The sequence below is a fragment of the Aeromicrobium sp. JJY06 genome, assembly GCF_044069275.1.
GTDB lineage: Bacteria > Actinomycetota > Actinomycetes > Propionibacteriales > Nocardioidaceae > Aeromicrobium > Aeromicrobium tamlense.
In genome coordinates this window covers 525,451-541,310 of sequence record NZ_JBIMRD010000002.1, presented here as the reverse complement: position 1 = coordinate 541,310, position 15,860 = coordinate 525,451, and the positions used below count along the sequence as shown (strand labels likewise).

16 protein-coding genes and 1 riboswitch are annotated in these 15,860 nt (G+C 71.7%); of the genes, 4 read left to right on the top strand and 12 right to left on the bottom strand.

What is annotated here, in order from left to right; all coding sequences use genetic code 11:
* Positions 1–36: 36 nt before the first annotated feature.
* A complete protein-coding gene (locus tag ACGWYL_RS14065; protein WP_395487502.1) occupies positions 37–828 on the top strand; it encodes an alpha/beta fold hydrolase in 792 nt (263 codons plus the stop codon).
* Here the strand turns inward: ACGWYL_RS14065 and gcvP are convergent.
* The 10 genes from gcvP to ACGWYL_RS14015 form a co-directional block, all read right to left on the bottom strand.
* Positions 774–3,626, bottom strand: coding sequence for an aminomethyl-transferring glycine dehydrogenase (gcvP, locus tag ACGWYL_RS14060; RefSeq protein WP_395487501.1), 2,853 nt, complete (start codon positions 3,624–3,626; stop codon positions 774–776). The two genes, ACGWYL_RS14065 and gcvP, sit on opposite strands and share 55 nt — an antisense overlap.
* Positions 3,627–3,703: 77 nt before the next feature.
* A riboswitch (glycine riboswitch) is annotated at positions 3,704–3,789 on the bottom strand.
* A gap of 50 nt (positions 3,790–3,839) precedes the next feature.
* Complete coding sequence (locus ACGWYL_RS14055) at positions 3,840–4,412, bottom strand: MerR family transcriptional regulator (protein ID WP_179424354.1); 573 nt, start codon at positions 4,410–4,412, stop codon at positions 3,840–3,842.
* A gap of 155 nt (positions 4,413–4,567) precedes the next feature.
* Positions 4,568–5,035 (bottom strand): bifunctional nuclease family protein, encoded by a 468-nt coding sequence (locus ACGWYL_RS14050; protein WP_179424355.1) that lies wholly within the window; start codon positions 5,033–5,035, stop codon positions 4,568–4,570.
* A 14-nt stretch (positions 5,036–5,049) separates the two neighbouring features.
* Positions 5,050–5,766 carry a MerR family transcriptional regulator gene (locus ACGWYL_RS14045; protein WP_179424356.1) on the bottom strand — a complete coding sequence of 239 codons (717 nt, stop codon included), beginning with the start codon at positions 5,764–5,766 and terminating at the stop codon, positions 5,050–5,052.
* Positions 5,763–6,188: an FHA domain-containing protein gene (locus ACGWYL_RS14040; protein WP_395487500.1), complete on the bottom strand. Its 426-nt coding sequence runs from the start codon at positions 6,186–6,188 to the stop codon at positions 5,763–5,765. The genes ACGWYL_RS14045 and ACGWYL_RS14040 overlap by 4 nt, the downstream gene beginning before the upstream one ends.
* A 95-nt stretch (positions 6,189–6,283) precedes the next feature.
* Positions 6,284–6,661 carry a glycine cleavage system protein GcvH gene (gene gcvH / locus ACGWYL_RS14035; RefSeq protein WP_179424357.1) on the bottom strand — a complete coding sequence of 126 codons (378 nt, stop codon included), beginning with the start codon at positions 6,659–6,661 and terminating at the stop codon, positions 6,284–6,286.
* A 21-nt stretch (positions 6,662–6,682) separates the two neighbouring features.
* Positions 6,683–7,375 (bottom strand): DUF881 domain-containing protein, encoded by a 693-nt coding sequence (locus ACGWYL_RS14030; protein ID WP_179424358.1) that lies wholly within the window; start codon positions 7,373–7,375, stop codon positions 6,683–6,685.
* Entirely contained in the window at positions 7,368–7,700 is a 333-nt protein-coding gene (locus ACGWYL_RS14025) for a small basic family protein (RefSeq protein WP_179424359.1), read from the bottom strand. Before ACGWYL_RS14025 ends, ACGWYL_RS14030 begins: the two co-directional genes overlap by 8 nt.
* The gene (locus tag ACGWYL_RS14020; RefSeq protein ID WP_179424360.1) at positions 7,697–8,500 is read right to left on the bottom strand and encodes a DUF881 domain-containing protein; all 804 of its coding nucleotides are present in this window, start codon (positions 8,498–8,500) and stop codon (positions 7,697–7,699) included. The genes ACGWYL_RS14025 and ACGWYL_RS14020 overlap by 4 nt, the downstream gene beginning before the upstream one ends.
* Positions 8,497–9,066 carry a CDP-alcohol phosphatidyltransferase family protein gene (locus ACGWYL_RS14015; RefSeq protein ID WP_179428083.1) on the bottom strand — a complete coding sequence of 190 codons (570 nt, stop codon included), beginning with the start codon at positions 9,064–9,066 and terminating at the stop codon, positions 8,497–8,499. Before ACGWYL_RS14015 ends, ACGWYL_RS14020 begins: the two co-directional genes overlap by 4 nt.
* Positions 9,067–9,409: 343 nt before the next feature.
* Between ACGWYL_RS14015 and ACGWYL_RS14010 the strand changes: the two genes are divergently transcribed.
* A complete protein-coding gene (locus tag ACGWYL_RS14010; RefSeq protein ID WP_179424361.1) occupies positions 9,410–10,027 on the top strand; it encodes a superoxide dismutase in 618 nt (205 codons plus the stop codon).
* Between the two features lie 78 nt (positions 10,028–10,105).
* Here the strand turns inward: ACGWYL_RS14010 and ACGWYL_RS14005 are convergent, their stop codons facing one another.
* Both ACGWYL_RS14005 and ACGWYL_RS14000 read right to left on the bottom strand, forming a co-directional pair.
* Positions 10,106–12,067, bottom strand: a complete 1,962-nt coding sequence (locus ACGWYL_RS14005) for a bifunctional copper resistance protein CopD/cytochrome c oxidase assembly protein (protein ID WP_179424362.1) — start codon at positions 12,065–12,067, stop codon at positions 10,106–10,108.
* Positions 12,054–12,569: a copper resistance protein CopC gene (locus ACGWYL_RS14000; RefSeq protein ID WP_395487499.1), complete on the bottom strand. Its 516-nt coding sequence runs from the start codon at positions 12,567–12,569 to the stop codon at positions 12,054–12,056. The genes ACGWYL_RS14005 and ACGWYL_RS14000 overlap by 14 nt, the downstream gene beginning before the upstream one ends.
* Positions 12,570–12,767: 198 nt before the next feature.
* Between ACGWYL_RS14000 and ACGWYL_RS13995 the strand changes: the two genes are divergently transcribed.
* Both ACGWYL_RS13995 and ACGWYL_RS13990 read left to right on the top strand, forming a co-directional pair.
* Complete coding sequence (locus tag ACGWYL_RS13995; RefSeq protein ID WP_395487498.1) at positions 12,768–14,762, top strand: peptidoglycan DD-metalloendopeptidase family protein; 1,995 nt, start codon at positions 12,768–12,770, stop codon at positions 14,760–14,762.
* Positions 14,763–14,877: 115 nt separating this feature from the next.
* Positions 14,878–15,828, top strand: coding sequence for an EamA family transporter (locus ACGWYL_RS13990; protein ID WP_395487497.1), 951 nt, complete (start codon positions 14,878–14,880; stop codon positions 15,826–15,828).
* The last annotated feature ends 32 nt before the right edge of the window (positions 15,829–15,860 follow it).

The following is a 15,860-nucleotide window of genomic DNA, read 5'->3' as shown; positions in this document are numbered from 1 at the left end:
TCAGTCGAGAGTCTTTCACGCTGGCAGGATGGTCCGGTGAGCACCCCGGTCGTCCTGATCTCCCCCGCGATGGCGGTCCCCTCGTCGTTCTACGGCCCGCTCGTGGCCGCGTTCGTGGAGCGGGGGTGGACCGCCCGGGCACTGCCGCGGCGCGGCTTCGAGCGCGACCTGCCGCGGGCCTCGCGCCGGCACGACTGGTCGTACGCCGACGAGATCGCCGACACGCAGGCCGCGATCGACGCCGCCCGCGAGGAGCACCCGGGCCGACCCGTCGTGCTGTTCGGCCACAGCCTCGGCGGCCAGCTCGGCGGCGCGATCCAGATCGGCCCGCGTCCGGCCGACGGTCTCGTGCTGGTGGGCGTCTCGCTCCCCCACTACCGGCACTACCCGCGCATCGGCCTGCCGCTGGCCGCGATGGCGCTCAGCATGCCGCTGGTGGGCCTCGTGCGCGGTCACGTGCCGAAGCCGTGGTTCGGCGGCCCGGGCGCGCGCACGCTGATGAACGAGTGGGCGCACGTCGTGCGCACCGGACGCCCGCCGTACCCCGTGCAGCGCCGCATGACGCTGCCCACGCTGGCCGTGCACCTCGAGGGCGACGGCTTCTCGATCGCCGCCGCGTCGGAGCGCTTCGAGCGCACGCTGGTCGAGCCCGCGGCACTGACGCGCTGGGAGTACACCCGCGACGTCGTGCCGGAGGGAGGCTCGACCCACCACGTGCTGTGGGCCAAGCACCCCCGTCCGGTCGTCGATCAGGTCGTGCGGTGGTGGACCGATCAGGCGAACGCCTCCACCGGCGGGCAGGAGCAGACCAGGTTCCGGTCGCCGTAGGCGTTGTCGATGCGCCCCACCGGTGGCCAGTACTTGTCCTGCGTGCTGCCGGCGGGGAACACGCCCTCGGCCACGGGGTACGGGTGGGTCCAGTCGACCAGCTCGTGCGCGGCATGGGGCGCGCTGGTGAGCGGGTTGTCCTTCTCGTCGTACTCCCCCGCCGCGACGCGGTCGATCTCCGAGCGGATAGCCAGCATCGCCTCGCAGAAGCGGTCGAGCTCGGCGAGGTCCTCGGACTCGGTGGGCTCGACCATGAGCGTGCCGGCCACCGGGAAGCTCATCGTCGGGGCGTGGAAGCCGTAGTCGATGAGGCGCTTGGCGACGTCGTCGATCGACAGGCCCGCGGTCTTGGTGATCTCGCGCAGGTCGAGGATGCACTCGTGCGCCACGAGGCCGTGGTCGCCCGCGTAGAGCACGGGGAACGCGTCGCCGAGGCGAGCGGCGACGTAGTTGGCCGCGAGCACGGCCACGGACGTGGCGTCCGTGAGGCCGTCGGCGCCCATCATGGCCACGTACGCGAACGGGATCGGCAGGATGCCGGCCGAGCCGTACGGGGCGGCGCTGATCGTGCCAGCGGACTGCCGGCGCTCGGCGTCGGGGTGGAACGGGTGCTTCGGCAGGAACGGCACCAGGTGCTCGCCGACCGCGACCGGGCCGACGCCCGGGCCGCCACCGCCGTGCGGGATGCAGAACGTCTTGTGCAGGTTGAGGTGCGAGACGTCGCCGCCGAACTCGCCGGGGCGGGCGTGGCCGAGCAGCGCGTTGAGGTTGGCGCCGTCGACGTACACCTGGCCGCCGTGCTCGTGCACGATGTCGCACAGCTCGCTGATGCCGTGCTCGTAGACGCCGTGGGTGGACGGGTAGGTCACCATGATCGCCGCGAGGTCGTCGGCGTGGGCCTCGCACTGGGCACGCAGGTCGTCGAGGTCGACCTCGCCGCCGTCGGTGGCCTTGACGATCACGACGCGCATGCCGGCCATGACCGCCGAGGCCGCGTTCGTGCCGTGGGCGGAGCTGGGGATGAGGCAGACGTCGCGCGCCTCCTCGCCGCGGCTGCGGTGGTACTCGCGGATCGCCAGCAGGCCCGCGAACTCGCCCTGTGAGCCGGCGTTGGGCTGCACGGAGACGGCCGCGTATCCGGTGACCTTCGCGAGCCAGGACTCGAGCGTCTCGACGAGCTCGATCATGCCGGCGGCGTCCTGTGCCGGCACGAACGGGTGCAGGTCGGCGAAGCCGGGCCAGCTGATGGGCTCCATCTCGGTGGTGGAGTTGAGCTTCATCGTGCAGCTGCCGAGCGGGATCATGCCGCGGTCGAGGGCGTAGTCGCGGTCGCTCAGCCGGCGCAGGTAGCGCAGCATCTGGGTCTCGCTGCGGTGCTCGACGAAGACCGGGTGCGTGAGGATCTCGTCCTCGCGCAGCCACGCCGGCTCGAGGGAGGCGTCCCCCGCATCGGGCAGGTCGCCCGCGCCGAACGCCGCCAGCACGGCGGCGAGGTGGGCGTCGGTGGTGGGCTCGGACACGGCGATGCCGACGCGGTCGTCGTCGAAGGCCCACAGGTGGATCTCGGACTCGCGCGCGGCGGCGACGACCTCGGCGGCCCGGCCCGGCACGATCGCCGTCACGGTGTCGAAGAAGCGGTCCGAGGCCACCTCGATGCCGGCGGCCCGCAGGCCGGCGGCGAGCCGCGTGGCGCGCTGATTGACCTCGGTCGCGATCGCGCGCAGGCCCTCGGCGCCGTGGTAGACGGCGTACATCGCGGCGACGACCGCCAGCAGCACCTGCGCGGTGCAGATGTTCGACGTCGCCTTCTCCCGGCGGATGTGCTGCTCGCGGGTCTGCAGCGCGAGGCGGTACGCGGGTCGACCGGCGGAGTCGACCGAGACGCCGACGAGGCGCCCCGGCAGGTGCCGCTCGAGACCCGCGCGCACGGCCATGAACCCGGCGTGGGGGCCGCCGTAGAACATCGGGACGCCGAAGCGCTGGGTCGAGCCCACGACGACGTCCGCTCCGAGGCTGCCGGGCGACGTCAGCAGCACCTGGGCGAGCGGGTCGGTGACGACGACGGCCAGGGCGTTCGCCGCCTTGACCTCGTCGATGACCGGAGCGAGGTCGATGACGGTCCCGTCGGCGCGCTGGTAGGCGATGATCACGCCGCTGAACTCGCCCTCGGGCAGTCCCTGGCGCAGGTCGGCCTCGACGAGCGGCAGACCCACGGCCTCGGCGCGCGTGTGTAGCACGGCGAGCGTCTGCGGCAGCAGGCCGTCGTCGACGACCACGGGCAGGTCGGTGCGCTTGCGGTCGGCGCGGCGCACGAAGGTCAGCGCCTCGGCGGCCGCGGTGCCCTCGTCGAGCAGCGAGGCGTTCGCAGTGGGCAGGCCCGCGAGGTCCTCGACCATCGTCTGGAACGCGAGCAGGGCCTCGAGGCGGCCCTGCGAGATCTCGGGCTGGTACGGCGTGTAGGCCGTGTACCAGGCGGGGTCCTCCAGCACGTTGCGCCGGATGACGGCGGGCGTGGTGGTCGGGTGGTAGCCCAGACCGATCATCGAGACGCCCGGGGTGTTGCGGTCGGCCAGCTCACGCAGTCGAGCGGTGGCCTCGGTCTCGCTCGCCGCGGGCGGGAGGCCGTCGAGGGCCGAGCGGATGCCGGACGGCACGGCGGCCTGCATCAGCGCGTCGAGGCTGTCGTACCCGAGCCGCTGCAGCATCGCTGCCTGGTCGGACGCGCGCGGACCGATGTGACGGTCGACGAAGCGGGTGGCGGGAAGGCGGTCGGACTGCGGCATCAGGGGCTGCGACATCAAGGGTCTCCGAGGGCTCGACTACAGGGCCCTCCCCCTCTGTCGTCATGCCCGGCAGGACACGCCTTCAGAGTCGCCTGTGACGTACGGTCCGGTGGCCTGAGAGGTTCCGGGGAGGAATTGCCCCTTCGGCGCCCTGACGGGACTCTCCCGCACGGTTCAAACGGCACCGCCAGCCTACCTCGACCGACGTCGGGGCGTGCGGTGCGTCCGTCAGTTGGCCTTGCGGGCGCGACGCTGGGAGAGCTCGTCGCCGGCGACGGGGACGTCGGCCTCGGCGCGCTCGGTGGGCAGCTCGTGGAGCGTGCCCTCGATCTCCTTCCAGACACCGCCGATGGCGATGCCGAAGACGCCCTGGCCGCCCTGGAGGAGGTCGATGACCTCGGTGGCCGAGCGGCACTCGTAGACGGAGGCGCCGTCGCTCATGAGCGTGACCTGCGTGAGGTCCTCGGTGCCGCGCTCGCGCAGGTGGTCGATCGCGGTGCGGATCTGCTGCAGCGAGACGCCGGCGTCGAGCAGGCGCTTGATGATCTTGAGCAGCAGGATGTCCTTGAAGGAGTACAGCCGCGCGGTGCCCGAGCCGGTGGCCGAGCGGACCGTGGGCTCGACCAGGCCGGTGCGGGCCCAGTAGTCGAGCTGGCGGTACGTGATGCCCGCGGCGTTGCAGGCCGTGGGACCGCGGAACCCCGTGTCCTGGGGCAGGGGCGCGAGGTCGTCGTCGAACAACAGCCCCTGGGCGCTGGCCTGGGCCTGCGCCTCTGCTGCCTCGTCACGAGGTTCGATCATGGTCACGCCTTCCTGGCTGCCGGCTGGTGGAGCCGGCCTCCCACAACAAGAGAACCACACGACTGTGGTCTTGCGTACCCTCAAGTTAGACGTGAGGGTCTCTCGACGCACGTACCGACGGGCGTGTCGGCGCGTTTAAAGTTTGAAGTTCGACTTCAAGGTTTCTCGAAGTCCTCGGGGTCCACGTGGTCGAGGAACTCGCGGAACTTCTCGACCTCCTCGTCCTCGTCGGGCGTCTGGGCGAACCCGGCGACGTCCAGCACGTCCTCCTCGCACACCACGCGCACGCCCGTGCGCAGCGCCAGCGCGATCGAGTCGGACGGTCGCGCGTCGACGACCGCTCCCGAGGCGAACTTCAGCTCGGCGAAGAAGACGCCCTCGCGGACGTCGACGATGCGGACCTCCTCCAGCTCGTCGCCCAGGCCCTCGATGATCGAGGCCATGAGCGCGTGCGTGGGCGGCCGCGGCGACTCGACGCCCTGCTGGGCGAAGGCGATGGCCGAGGCCTCGATCGCCCCCACCCAGATCGGCAGGTAGCGGGTGCCCTCGCGCTCGCGCAGCAGCACCAGCGGCTGGTTGGTGGGCATCTCCACCCGGACTCCGACGATCTCGAGCTCGCGCACGACGATCCTCCCGGTCAGGCGCGCAGGCCGGCGCGCACGAGCACCGTGTGCAGCCGGACGCTCAGTGCGGCGAGCTCGGCGAGGCCGGCCGCGGCACCCGCCTGCTGGCGCGTGGACGGCGGCACGACCTGGTCGAGCAGGCCGACCTCGCGGTCGGCGGCGCTGCGGAACCCGCGCAGGTGGCGGGGCTCGAGACCGAGCTCGGCCAGCTGGCCCACGAGCGACGCGACGACGAGGTCGTCGGTGTCGTAGTAGCGCTGGTTCGGGCGGCGACGGATCAGCTCGAACTCCTCGATCTGGTCGAGGGTGGCGTCGTCGATCCCGGCGGCGTCGACGAGCTCGTCACGCGTCATCCGCGTGGCGCCGGCGCCCTCGGTGATCGACTGGGCCGTGGGCGAGCCGTCGGCGGCCAGCGTGACCTGGGGCACGCGCAGCGTGGCGCGCAGCTCGGTGTCGGGGACCTCGCCCGAGTCCATCTGGTCGAGGACCTGACGGATGTGGCTCAGCGGCCAGTAGCGGTCCTTCTGCATGCGCAGGACGAACCGCAGCCGCTCGACGTCGCCGTAGCTGAACTTGCGGTACCCCGACGGCGTGCGGCGCGGCTCGACCAGGCCCTGCTCGTCGTAGTACCGGATGCGGCTCTGCGAGATGTCCGGAAACTCCTCGGAGAGCTCGGCGATGACCTGGGAGATGCCGAGCAGCGGTTCGCGCCCGGCCTCGGAGGCGGTCACTGACCACCTTCGGAGGCGACCGTGCCGGGGAAGTAGATGAGGCGGTACTTGCCCAGCTGGACCTCGTCGCCGCCGGACAGCGGGATGTCGCCGTCGATGCGGTCGCGGTTGACGTAGGTGCCGTTGAGGCTGCCCAGGTCGGTGACCACGTAGCCGCTGCCGCGACGCGAGAAGGTCGCGTGACGGCGCGAGACGCTGATGTCGTCGAGGAAGATGTCGCTGGAGGGATGGCGCCCGGCCGACACGACGTCCTGGTCGAGCAGGAACCGCGAGCCCGCGTCGGGACCGCGCTGCACCAGCAGCATCGCATTGCCGACCGGCAGGTTCTCGACGGCGAACACGTCGCCCTCGGACATCTCCTCGGTGTCGGCGTCGATGACCGGGATGAAGTTGGTCTCGTCGAAACCGTCCGGCGTCGTCACCGCGATCAACTCCGTCTCAAGTAGAGCTTGAAGGTTGGCTCAAGTGGGGGTTCAGGGTTCCTTCGCCCCCAACCTAACACCCGGGCTCGCGTGGGTCAGCCGGTCACCAGAGCCGAGTACGCCTCGGCGGTGAGCAGGCCCGACGTGACGTCCTCGTCGGCGATGCGGACCTTGAGCAGCCAGCCCTCGCCGTACGGGTCGGAGTTGATGACCTCGGGGGTCGCCTCCAGCGCGTCGTTGCGGGCGATGACCTCACCGGTGACGGGCGTGAAGACGTCCGAGACCGACTTCGTGGACTCCAGCTCGCCGACGACGGAGCCCGCGTCGATCGAGTCGCCCTCGGCCGGCAGGTCGACGTAGACGATGTCGCCGAGCTGGTCCTGGGCGAAGTCGGTGATGCCGACGATGGCGACGTCGCCCTCGACACGCACCCACTCGTGCTCCTCGCTGTAGAACAGGTCCTCAGGAATCACGGTCGTCCTCCATCGTCGCGGTCAGTCGTTCGCGGGTCGAGCGTACTGGGGCTCGGGGGCATCGGCGACAGCGGTCACGCGGATGCGCTGGCGCTTCTCCACGCCCACCTCTCCCCCGCGTCCCTCGACGCGGTCGGCCAGGCCGCCGCGGAACGTCACGGCGTCGGCGAGGGTGTCGGGATCGCCGATGACCTCCATGACGTAGGGCGGCTTCAGGACGCGGCCGCTGACGCGCACGCCGGCGTCGTCGTCGAGGAACCAGGTCTGCGCCACGACGCGCGCGACGCCGTTGAGCGAGATGACCTCGGCGCCCGCGTCGCGCATCTCCTGGACGGCGTCGAGCAGGACCGAGGCGGTGACGGCGCCCGGCGGGGCGGTGATCGTGATCTCGATGCCCTCGCCCTCGGCCCCGACCGTGCCGGCGAGGATCGCCAGCGCGTTGGCGCGCTCGACCGCGGCCTTCCTGGCCTCGGCGGTGCTCTCGTTGGAGTCGCGCAGGTCGTCGCGCGAGGCCCGCAGCGTGTCGATCTGCTGCGACAGGCGCGTGTTGGTGGCGTCGAGCGACTTGAGCAGCTCGGCGAGCTCGACGCCGCGGACGCCGCTGAAGTCGTCGGTCTCGTCGTCCTGGCGCCACTGGACGGTCATCGTGAAGGCCAGCAGCCCCACGAGGAGCGCCACGATCCAGGAGGACCGCCGGCCCAGCTGGTCACGCATGGAAGATCAGCCTGCGGATCGCGGCGGAGTTGGCGAAGATGCGGATGCCCAGGACGACGATGACGCCGGTGGACAGCTGCGAGCCGACGCCCAGCTGGTCGCCGACGAACACCATGATCGAGGCGATCGCCACGTTGGAGACGAAGGAGACGACGAAGACGCGGTCGTCGAAGCGTCCCTCCATGTAGGCGCGGGCGGCGCCCAGCACGGCGTCGAGGGCGGCGATGATCGCGATCGGGACGTAGGGCTGGAGGGCACTGGGGACCGTGGGCTGCAGCAACAGGCCGATCGTGACACCCACGACGAGACCGATGACCGGGATCACGACGCGCTCCTCCTCAGGGGCTCGGCCGAGACCCTCAGCCGCGACTCGGGTGCGGCGGCCAGCTCGACGTCGTCCGATCCTTGCACGTCGTACCGCAGACCATCGGCCTCGGCGCGCGCGTCGAGGTAGCGGCCCGACGGACCGGCCTGCCACTGGGTCTCCAGCGTGGACTCGTCGCCGATCGCCGCGACGACGACCGGCTCGGTGACGGAGCGGTAGTTCACGGTGATCGCCTCCCCTGCGGAGCGGATCGCCGAGGTGGAGGTGAGCCGGTGGCCCCCGACCGAGACGGCCTCGGCGCCGGCCAGCCACAGCCCGTTGACGACGAGCTGGAGGTCGGCGTCGGTGAGGCGGCCGCCGGGGCGGTCCTCGTTCGCCGACGACTGCACCGTGATGGTCAGGCCGGGCCCCTCGACGGGGACGGCGCCGGACGCCACGCGGACCGCCACCGTGCCGGGTCCGTCGACGACCGACTCGGCCTGGAGGTCGGCGATCTCGCCCTGCAGCCCGGCGACGGTCTCCTGCTTGTTGGCCACGAGGTCCTCGCGCAGGCGGATGTTCTCGATCAGCGCGTCGCGCTCGGCCTCGGTGGCGGGGCGGTCGATGCGCGTCTGCACCGCCGCGACGGTGAGCATCGTGGCGATGGTCGCGATCGCGAGGCCGGTGAGCGCCTTCGCGCCGTTGCCCGGAGGCTTCTCGTGGTCGACGTAGTAGTCGTCGTCGAGCGCGGTGGCGGCCAGCCGTTCGAGGATCGACTCGGCCTCGGCGACCGACGACTCCTCGTCGCGCCGGCTGCTCATCGGACCCGTGGCGTGGTGGCCAGCAGGCGGCGCACCTGGATCGCGTAGAGGATGCCGGCCCACCAGTAGAGGCCGACGCCCCACACCGTGAACGCCCAGCCGAACACGCGCGCCAGGTTGGCCACCGCGCCGTCGCCGTCGCCGAGCAGCAGCAGGGGGAAGGCGTAGAGCAGGCCCGCCGTGGCGGCCTTGCCCAGGAAGTGCACGGGCAGGGCGCTGAAGCCGCGGGTGCGCAGGAACGGCACGAGCGAGAACAGGACGACGTCGCGCAGCGGCAGGATGATCGCGAGCCACCACGGGATGATGTCGCGCAGGCCGAGGCCCACGACGACCGCGAGGATGTAGAGCCGGTCGGCCACCGGGTCGAGGACGGCGCCCAGGCGCGTGGTGGCGCCGGTGGCGCGGGCGATCTTGCCGTCGAGGTAGTCGGTGATGCCCGACAGCACCAGCACGCCGATCGCGAGCACGTCGGCCTCGGGGACGAGCACGAGCCACAGGAAGACCGGCACCAGCAGGATCCGGATCGCGCTGAGCAGGTTGGGGATCGTGAACAGCTCGCTGCGCAGCGAGGGCTTGGCGGGCTTCTCAGCGGGCTCGGCCGCCGGCTCCTGCGGGGCCTGCGGCTCGGGGCGCGGCTCCCGCTGGTCGGGCGTCTCACCGCGACGGCCGGGCGGCGGCGACACGGGATCGGGCCGGGCCGCGCGCTCGCGGCTCGGGGCGGTCTCGGAGGCCGCCACGACCTCGGGCTCCTCCTCGCCCTCGATGCGGCGCACGCGCTTGCCTGTCACGCCCACAGCCTACCGGCGGACGTCCCGCGATCCGGGCTGCCCTTGCCCCGGGGAACACAACTGACAGACTGAGGCTTGAACTCAACGAAGACATCAACCACTTCGACGACCAGGAGGACGCGTGGCCGACTACACCCTGCCGGACCTGCCCTACGACTACGGGGCACTCGATCCCCACATCTCGGGCAAGATCATGGAGCTGCACCACAGCAAGCACCACCAGAACTACGTCAACGGTCTGAACACGGCGCTCGAGAAGCTCGAGCAGGCGCGTGAGGTCCAGGAGTTCGACACGATCAACCTGCTCGAGAAGAACCTCGCGTTCAACCTCGGTGGTCACATCAACCACTCGATCTTCTGGAAGAACCTCTCGCCGGACGGTGGCGACAAGCCCACCGGCGAGCTGGCTGCCGCGATCGAGGACAACTTCGGCTCGTTCGACGCGTACCGCGCGCAGTTCGAGCAGGTCGCCCTCGGCATCCAGGGCTCGGGCTGGGCCATCACGGCGTGGGACACGCTGGGACAGAAGCTGGTCATCGTCCAGCTCTACGACCAGCAGTCCAACATCCCCGCGACGCTGATCCCGATCTCGCAGCTCGACATGTGGGAGCACGCCTTCTACCTCGACTACCTCAACGTCAAGGGCGACTACGTCAAGGCGTTCTGGAACATCGCCAACTGGGCCGACGCCCAGGAGCGCTTCACCGCGGCCACGAGCGGCGGCCAGATCCTCTTCTGACCCGCCGCCCCGCCGGGGCGAGACACACGACTGCCCGGTCACCCTCAGGTGGCCGGGCAGTGGTGTGTCCGGGGCCGGTCAGCGGCGTGGCGCGTCGTCGCGCAGGCTCGAGAGGTACGCGTTGTACTGCTCGAGCGCCGCGTCGTCGTCGCGGTCGGCCGCCCGGTCGCTGCGCCTGGCCTCGCGCGAGTCCGAGCGGAACCACTGCACGAAGATCGCGCCGACGACGAGCAGCAGCGGGATCTCGCCCATCGCCCAGGCGATGCCGCCGCCGAGGTACTGGTCGGCGGCGAGGTCCGTGGCGTACGGGCGCTCGAGTGCCTGGTAGTAGGACTCGGCGATGATCACGTCGGACGACATGAGCGCCACCGAGAAGAAGGCGTGGAACGGGACCGACAGCATGAGCACGCCGAACCGGGCCAGCGGGGTGAGGCGTCGCGGCGCGGGATCGACGCCGATCATCACGTAGTAGAAGAGCAGTCCCGAGAACAGGAAGTGCAGCTCCATGAACGCGTGGCCCGAGTGCGTGCGCATCATGGCCTCGAACAGGCCGGTGAAGTAGACGGCGTAGAGGGTGCCGAGGAAGATCACCGCGGCGACGATCGGGTTCGTGTAGAACGCCGAGACCTTCGAGTGCAGCGCGTCGCGCAGCAGGGACCGCGGCGAGTGCTCGCCCGGCCGGCGCGGGCCCGGCAGGGTGCGCAGCGCGAGCGTCATCGGCGCGCCCAGCACGAGGAAGATCGGCGCGATCATCGACAGCATCATGTGCGAGACCATGTGCAGGCTGAACATGACGCTGGAATACACGCCGAGGCCGCCGAACGTGGCCCAGGCGACGACCGCCAGGCCCAGGAACCAGCTGATGGTGCGACCGACCGGCCAGCGGTCGTTGCGGCGACGCAGCACCCGCAGCCCGGTCAGGTAGAACGCGGTGCCGAAGACGACCACGGCGATGCCGATGCCGTCGGGGTAGAACCCGGTCAGGACCCGCGCGAGCGTGGGCTCCGGCGGCAGCGGGCGCCCGAGCAGCAGCTCGGCGGGGCTGGTGAGGACGTCCTCCCCCACCGGGGTGGCCGTGCGGCTCAGGACGACCGCGACGGCGATCGTCACGGTCATCAGCAGGACCTCGAGGACCGCGAAGCGGGCGAAGCCGGCACCGCGGTGGCGCAGGCGGCGCCGCTGGACGACGCCGAAGGCGCCGAGACCGACGAGCGCGGTCGCCTTGACCAGCAGCAGCAGACCGTAGGTGGAGTCGAGGCCGCCGAGCGAGCCGAGGTTCACGAAGCCGCTCACGAGCCCGGAGACCGCGACGGTGGCGAAGCACCACAGCGCGAGGGTGGAGTAGCGCGCGACGGCGTCCTCGAGGCGACGGCTGCGACGCAGCGCGACCCAGCCCAGGGCGATGAGGCCGCCCACCCACAGCACGACGCCCACCAGGTGCAGGACCAGCGAGGCGGTGGCGAGCATGTGCGATCCGGCCGACGCCGAGTGACCGGTCAGTCCGACGGCGGAGATGCCGATCAGGCCGACGGCGACGCACAGCGCGAGCTGACGGACCGAGAACGTCCAGCGGGCCCACAGCGCGACGACGAGGGCGGCGACCGCCTGCACCAGCAGGCCGCGGCCGGTGGCGAACACCGACGCGAAGTCGACGAGCTGGCCGAGCTCGACCTGCGTCATCGGACGTGCGTAGAGGTCGGCGACGTTGGCCCAGTAGAAGACGAGCGCCGCGACGAACCAGCCGCCCGCGGCCCAGGAGGCGATGCGGACGGCCTGGACGGCGAGGCCCTCGAGCCTGTCGCCGGAGGGCAGCAGGACGACCGCCGTCAGCAGGAAGCCGATCGTGACGGTGGCCAGGATGTCCGAGGCGTATCGCGAGATCGGCAGCGCCCAGCCGACGACGGGACCCGGGTCGGGCAGGCCCGGCGGGGGCGGCTGCGGGGTCGCGCCTGACAGCACGACGACCGCGACGAGGGACGCCAGGCCGACGACGCCCAGGACCGCGCCGTAGAGGCGCGGCGAGAGCTCAGGAGCGGTCATGGTCGGACGTGACGGAGCGACGGCGCAGGACGGTGGCGGCGCCGATCGCCAGCACGACCGCGACGACACCCACGCCGAGCAGCAGCGGCGACGACCAGACCGAGTCGTCCTCGGCGTCGGCGGCGGCGTCGTTCGTCGCCGTCTCGGGCGACTGGGTGGCGGTGGGCTCGTCGCCGGCGGGCGCCTCCTCGGTGGCGATGCCGGCCGCCTGGGCGACCTCGAACGAGAGGGTGCCCGTCACGGGGTGCCCATCGGCGGAGATCACGCGATAGTTGATGTCGTACGCGCCCTCGGGCGCGTCCGCGGGCGGCGTGACGACCACCCGGGGTCCGTCGACCTGGAACTCGACCTCGACGGCCTCGCCGTCGACGGCCACGCCGACCTGGGAGGGCTCGCGCAGGTTCTCGCTGAACGTGAGCACGACCTGCTCGGGCACGGAGGCCAGCCGAGCGCCCTCGGTGGGGTCGGTGGAGATGAGAGAGGTGTGCGCTTGCGCAGGCATCGACCACCCGAGCAGAGCTGAAGTGACCAAGAGCACAAGGGAGATCGCACGCACGTTCCCCAGCCTATCCGGCGGGTGTTCGCAGGGTTTCTGGCCCATCGGGACCAGGCGCCGTGGCACGACGGGAGTGACGGCTGGGGATTGTGTGAACAGTGGATGGAGGAGCGTGGTTGACTCACTGATGGAGGTGTCGCACTGATGCGCTGGACTCGGGTCTTCGCGGGGGTGACGGTCCTGGTCGCCGGCCTGGCGTTCCCGACCGCCGCTCATGCCGTCGACCCCACGACTCCCCCGTCCACCGGGGCCCCGTCGGCCACGTCCTCCGCCCCCTCGCTCGACGTCCCCGACGTCCCCGATCCGCTCGCCATCGCGCCGAGCGCCATCACCGAGCTGACCACCCTGGCGCTGCGCTACGAGGCCAACCTCAGCGTCGCGGAGGACCGTCGCAAGGAGGCCGCCGAGCGCACCCGCGACGCCGACCGCCAGCGCCGGGTCGCGCGGGCCTACGTCGCGCAGGTCGTCGACTACGCGATGTCCCCGAGCGGCGATCCCTTCGCGCGCAAGCTCACGGCCCTCGCCGCGGCGGAGAACCCCGAGGACCTCATCACCGGCATCTTCAGCACCGAGCAGGTCACGGAGGCGCAGGAGGGTCACCTGGGCGACGCCAAGCGGGCCTTCGAGGCGGCGCAGAAGCTCCAGCGCCGCGCCGACCGGGCCACCGCCATCGCCGAGAAGGCCGAGAAGGCGGCGGCCCGCCAGCTGGCGCAGGTCGGCAAGCTGGCCGAGCAGCTCGGCCTCGGCGCCTCCTCCACGCCCGAGGGCCTGCCGCAGACGCGGGTCGAGCAGGAGGCGTGGAACGACCGGGTCGCCACCGCGTGGACCTCGTACCGCAAGCGTCTCGCCCGGCTGGGGGTGAAGGCGCCGTCGGCCGCCCGCCTGAAGGCCACGAAGGGTGTCGGCACCGCCACCGTCGGCTCGCGGACCGTCCAGGTCCTGCCGGCGCAGACGATCCGCATGATCGACGCGCTCGTCGGGCGCATCGGACAGGACTACTCCGCGCGGAACGCCTCTCCCGCGTGGAGCTGCGGCGGCGTCGTGAACGTCAAGAACGGCTACGACCTGCGGGGCACGCCCGCGCAGCTCTACGCCCGCACCGTGAAGGTGCCCACCGACGAGATCCTGCGCGGCGACCTGGTCTTCTCCGCGAACAAGAAGTCGGGCATCCACCACGTCGGCGTCTACGTCGGCGACGGCCTGATGATCGACGCGCCCGCCACTCGCGCGCAGGTGGGCGTCTCGGAGGTGCCCGCGAAGCCGTACGCGGTCACGCGGCCCTCGCTCGGCACCGGCCGCAACACCCCGCCCAACGGCTCGGCCGACTCCCCCACCACGGTCTGCAACGCCACCCGTCCGGTCGCGGCCACGCGGCAGGGCTGGACGTTCCCGCTGAAGCAGGGCTCCTACTCGATCTCGGCCGGGTTCGGCATGGGCGGCAGCATGTGGCAGTCCACCCACACCGGCCAGGACCTCGCCGCCCCCACCGGCACCCCGATCTACGCCTCGCGCGGCGGCACCGTGAGCCTGCAGGAGGTCGGCTGGGCCGGCACGCTCATCACGATCTCGCACCCCGACGGCACGGCCGAGCGCTACGCGCACTCGTCCAAGGTGCTCGTCGAGGACGGGCAGACGGTGAGCTCGGGCGACGAGATCGCCCTGGTCGGCTCGCGCGGCAACTCCACCGGCCCGCACCTGCACTTCGAGATCCAGGTCGACGGCCAGTTCATCGACCCGATGCCCGTGCTCGTGCAGTTCCTGACGAACAACGGCGCCGGCAAGGGCTGGGGCGGCTACAGCAACGGCCAGGTGCCTCGCGGCGTGCTGTGCGCCGTCGGCGACACGATGCTGCGCTGCGACGTCGCGAAGCGCGCCAAGCGCCTCGCGGCCGACTACGCCCGCGAGTTCCGCGGCGAGCGCCTCGACTTCGCCACCGGCTACCGCGACATCGTGGGCCAGATCCAGCGCGGGCCCGAGGGCACGCTGGTCGACATCCCGGGCACCTCGCCGTTCGGCTGGGGCACCCGCTTCGAGCTCGGCGACCTCAGCAAGGCCCAGTCCGCCTGGGTGGCCAAGCGCGCCGCCAAGCTCGGGCTCAAGGGCGAGGGCAACGGCACCTGGTCGCTGCCCACCGCCTGAGCGGACGCCCGCGCCGTCTTTGTCCGGATCCCTGCGGGTGATGGCAGTCGATCGGTGGTGAGTCGTCGGACCCTGCGGGTTGAATGAGTGTCAGGACCACGAGGACAGGACGGTCATGACAGCGCACCCCGCCACCACCCCGCAGAGCGACGTCTCCCCCGGTGCGATGTGGTTCGCGCTGGTCGTGGTCTACGTCGCCTGGGGCTCGACCTACCTCGGCATCCGGATCGTCGTGGAGGACATGCCGCCGCTGCTCTCGGCCGCGGCCCGGTTCCTGACGGCCGCGGTGCTGATGGGGACCTTCCTCGCCGTCCGGTCCGGGCTCGGGGTGCTGCGGGTCAGGCCGCGCGAGCTCCGCGGCGCGGCGATCGTGGGGATCCTCCTGCTCGCCGGCGGCAACGGGGGCGTCGTCCTCGGCGAGCGCACCGTGCCGTCCGGGCTGGCGGCGCTGCTCGTCGCGATGGTCCCGCTGTGGCTGATCCTGTTCCGCTTCGCCGGCGGCGAGCGTCCGCGGCTGCTCACCTGGATCGGCGTGCTGGTCGGATTCGTGGGCCTGGGCGTACTGGTCCTCCCCGGCGGCGGCGCCGGCGGGACGACCACCGGCATCGTGTTCATCGTCGGGGCGACGCTGTGTTGGTCGGTCGGCTCGTTCCTGTCGCCGCGGATGCCGATGCCGGCGAACCCGTTCGTGGCCACCGTGTGGGAGATGCTGTCGGCGGCGATCGCGCTGGTGGTCCTCGGGACCGCGCGGGGCGAGCGTCCGAGCGACTTCGCCGAGGCGTCGACCTCCTCGTGGATCGCGCTGGGGTACCTGGTCGTCTTCGGCTCGCTCGTGGCCTACACGGCCTACGTGTGGCTGCTGCAGAACGCTCCGCTCTCGCTCGTGTCGACCTATGCGTACGTGAACCCGGTGGTCGCCGTGCTGCTCGGCGCCGTCATCCTCGCCGAGCCGCTCACCGGTGCCATCGTCACCGGTGGCGCGATCGTCGTGGTCGGCGTGGCCCTCGTCGTGCAGGCGGAGCGGCCCCGGTCCCCCGTCGAGGAGCGCGAGACGGCCCGGACATGACGAAGGGGCCCACCGCTCACGCGGTGGACCCC

Bases quoted from the DNA above. Each gene is read 5' to 3' on its own strand.
- gcvP (WP_395487501.1), bottom strand. From the start codon at position 3,626: ATGTCGCAGCCCCTGATGCCGCAGTCCGACCGCCTTCCCGCCACCCGC.
- ACGWYL_RS14055 (WP_179424354.1), bottom strand. From the start codon at position 4,412: ATGATCGAACCTCGTGACGAGGCAGCAGAGGCGCAGGCCCAGGCCAGC.
- ACGWYL_RS14030 (WP_179424358.1), bottom strand. From the start codon at position 7,375: ATGCGTGACCAGCTGGGCCGGCGGTCCTCCTGGATCGTGGCGCTCCTC.
- ACGWYL_RS14020 (WP_179424360.1), bottom strand. From the start codon at position 8,500: ATGAGCAGCCGGCGCGACGAGGAGTCGTCGGTCGCCGAGGCCGAGTCG.
- ACGWYL_RS14005 (WP_179424362.1), bottom strand. From the start codon at position 12,067: ATGACCGCTCCTGAGCTCTCGCCGCGCCTCTACGGCGCGGTCCTGGGC.
- ACGWYL_RS14000 (WP_395487499.1), bottom strand. From the start codon at position 12,569: ATGCCTGCGCAAGCGCACACCTCTCTCATCTCCACCGACCCCACCGAG.
- ACGWYL_RS13995 (WP_395487498.1), top strand. From the start codon at position 12,768: ATGCGCTGGACTCGGGTCTTCGCGGGGGTGACGGTCCTGGTCGCCGGC.
- ACGWYL_RS13990 (WP_395487497.1), top strand. From the start codon at position 14,878: ATGACAGCGCACCCCGCCACCACCCCGCAGAGCGACGTCTCCCCCGGT.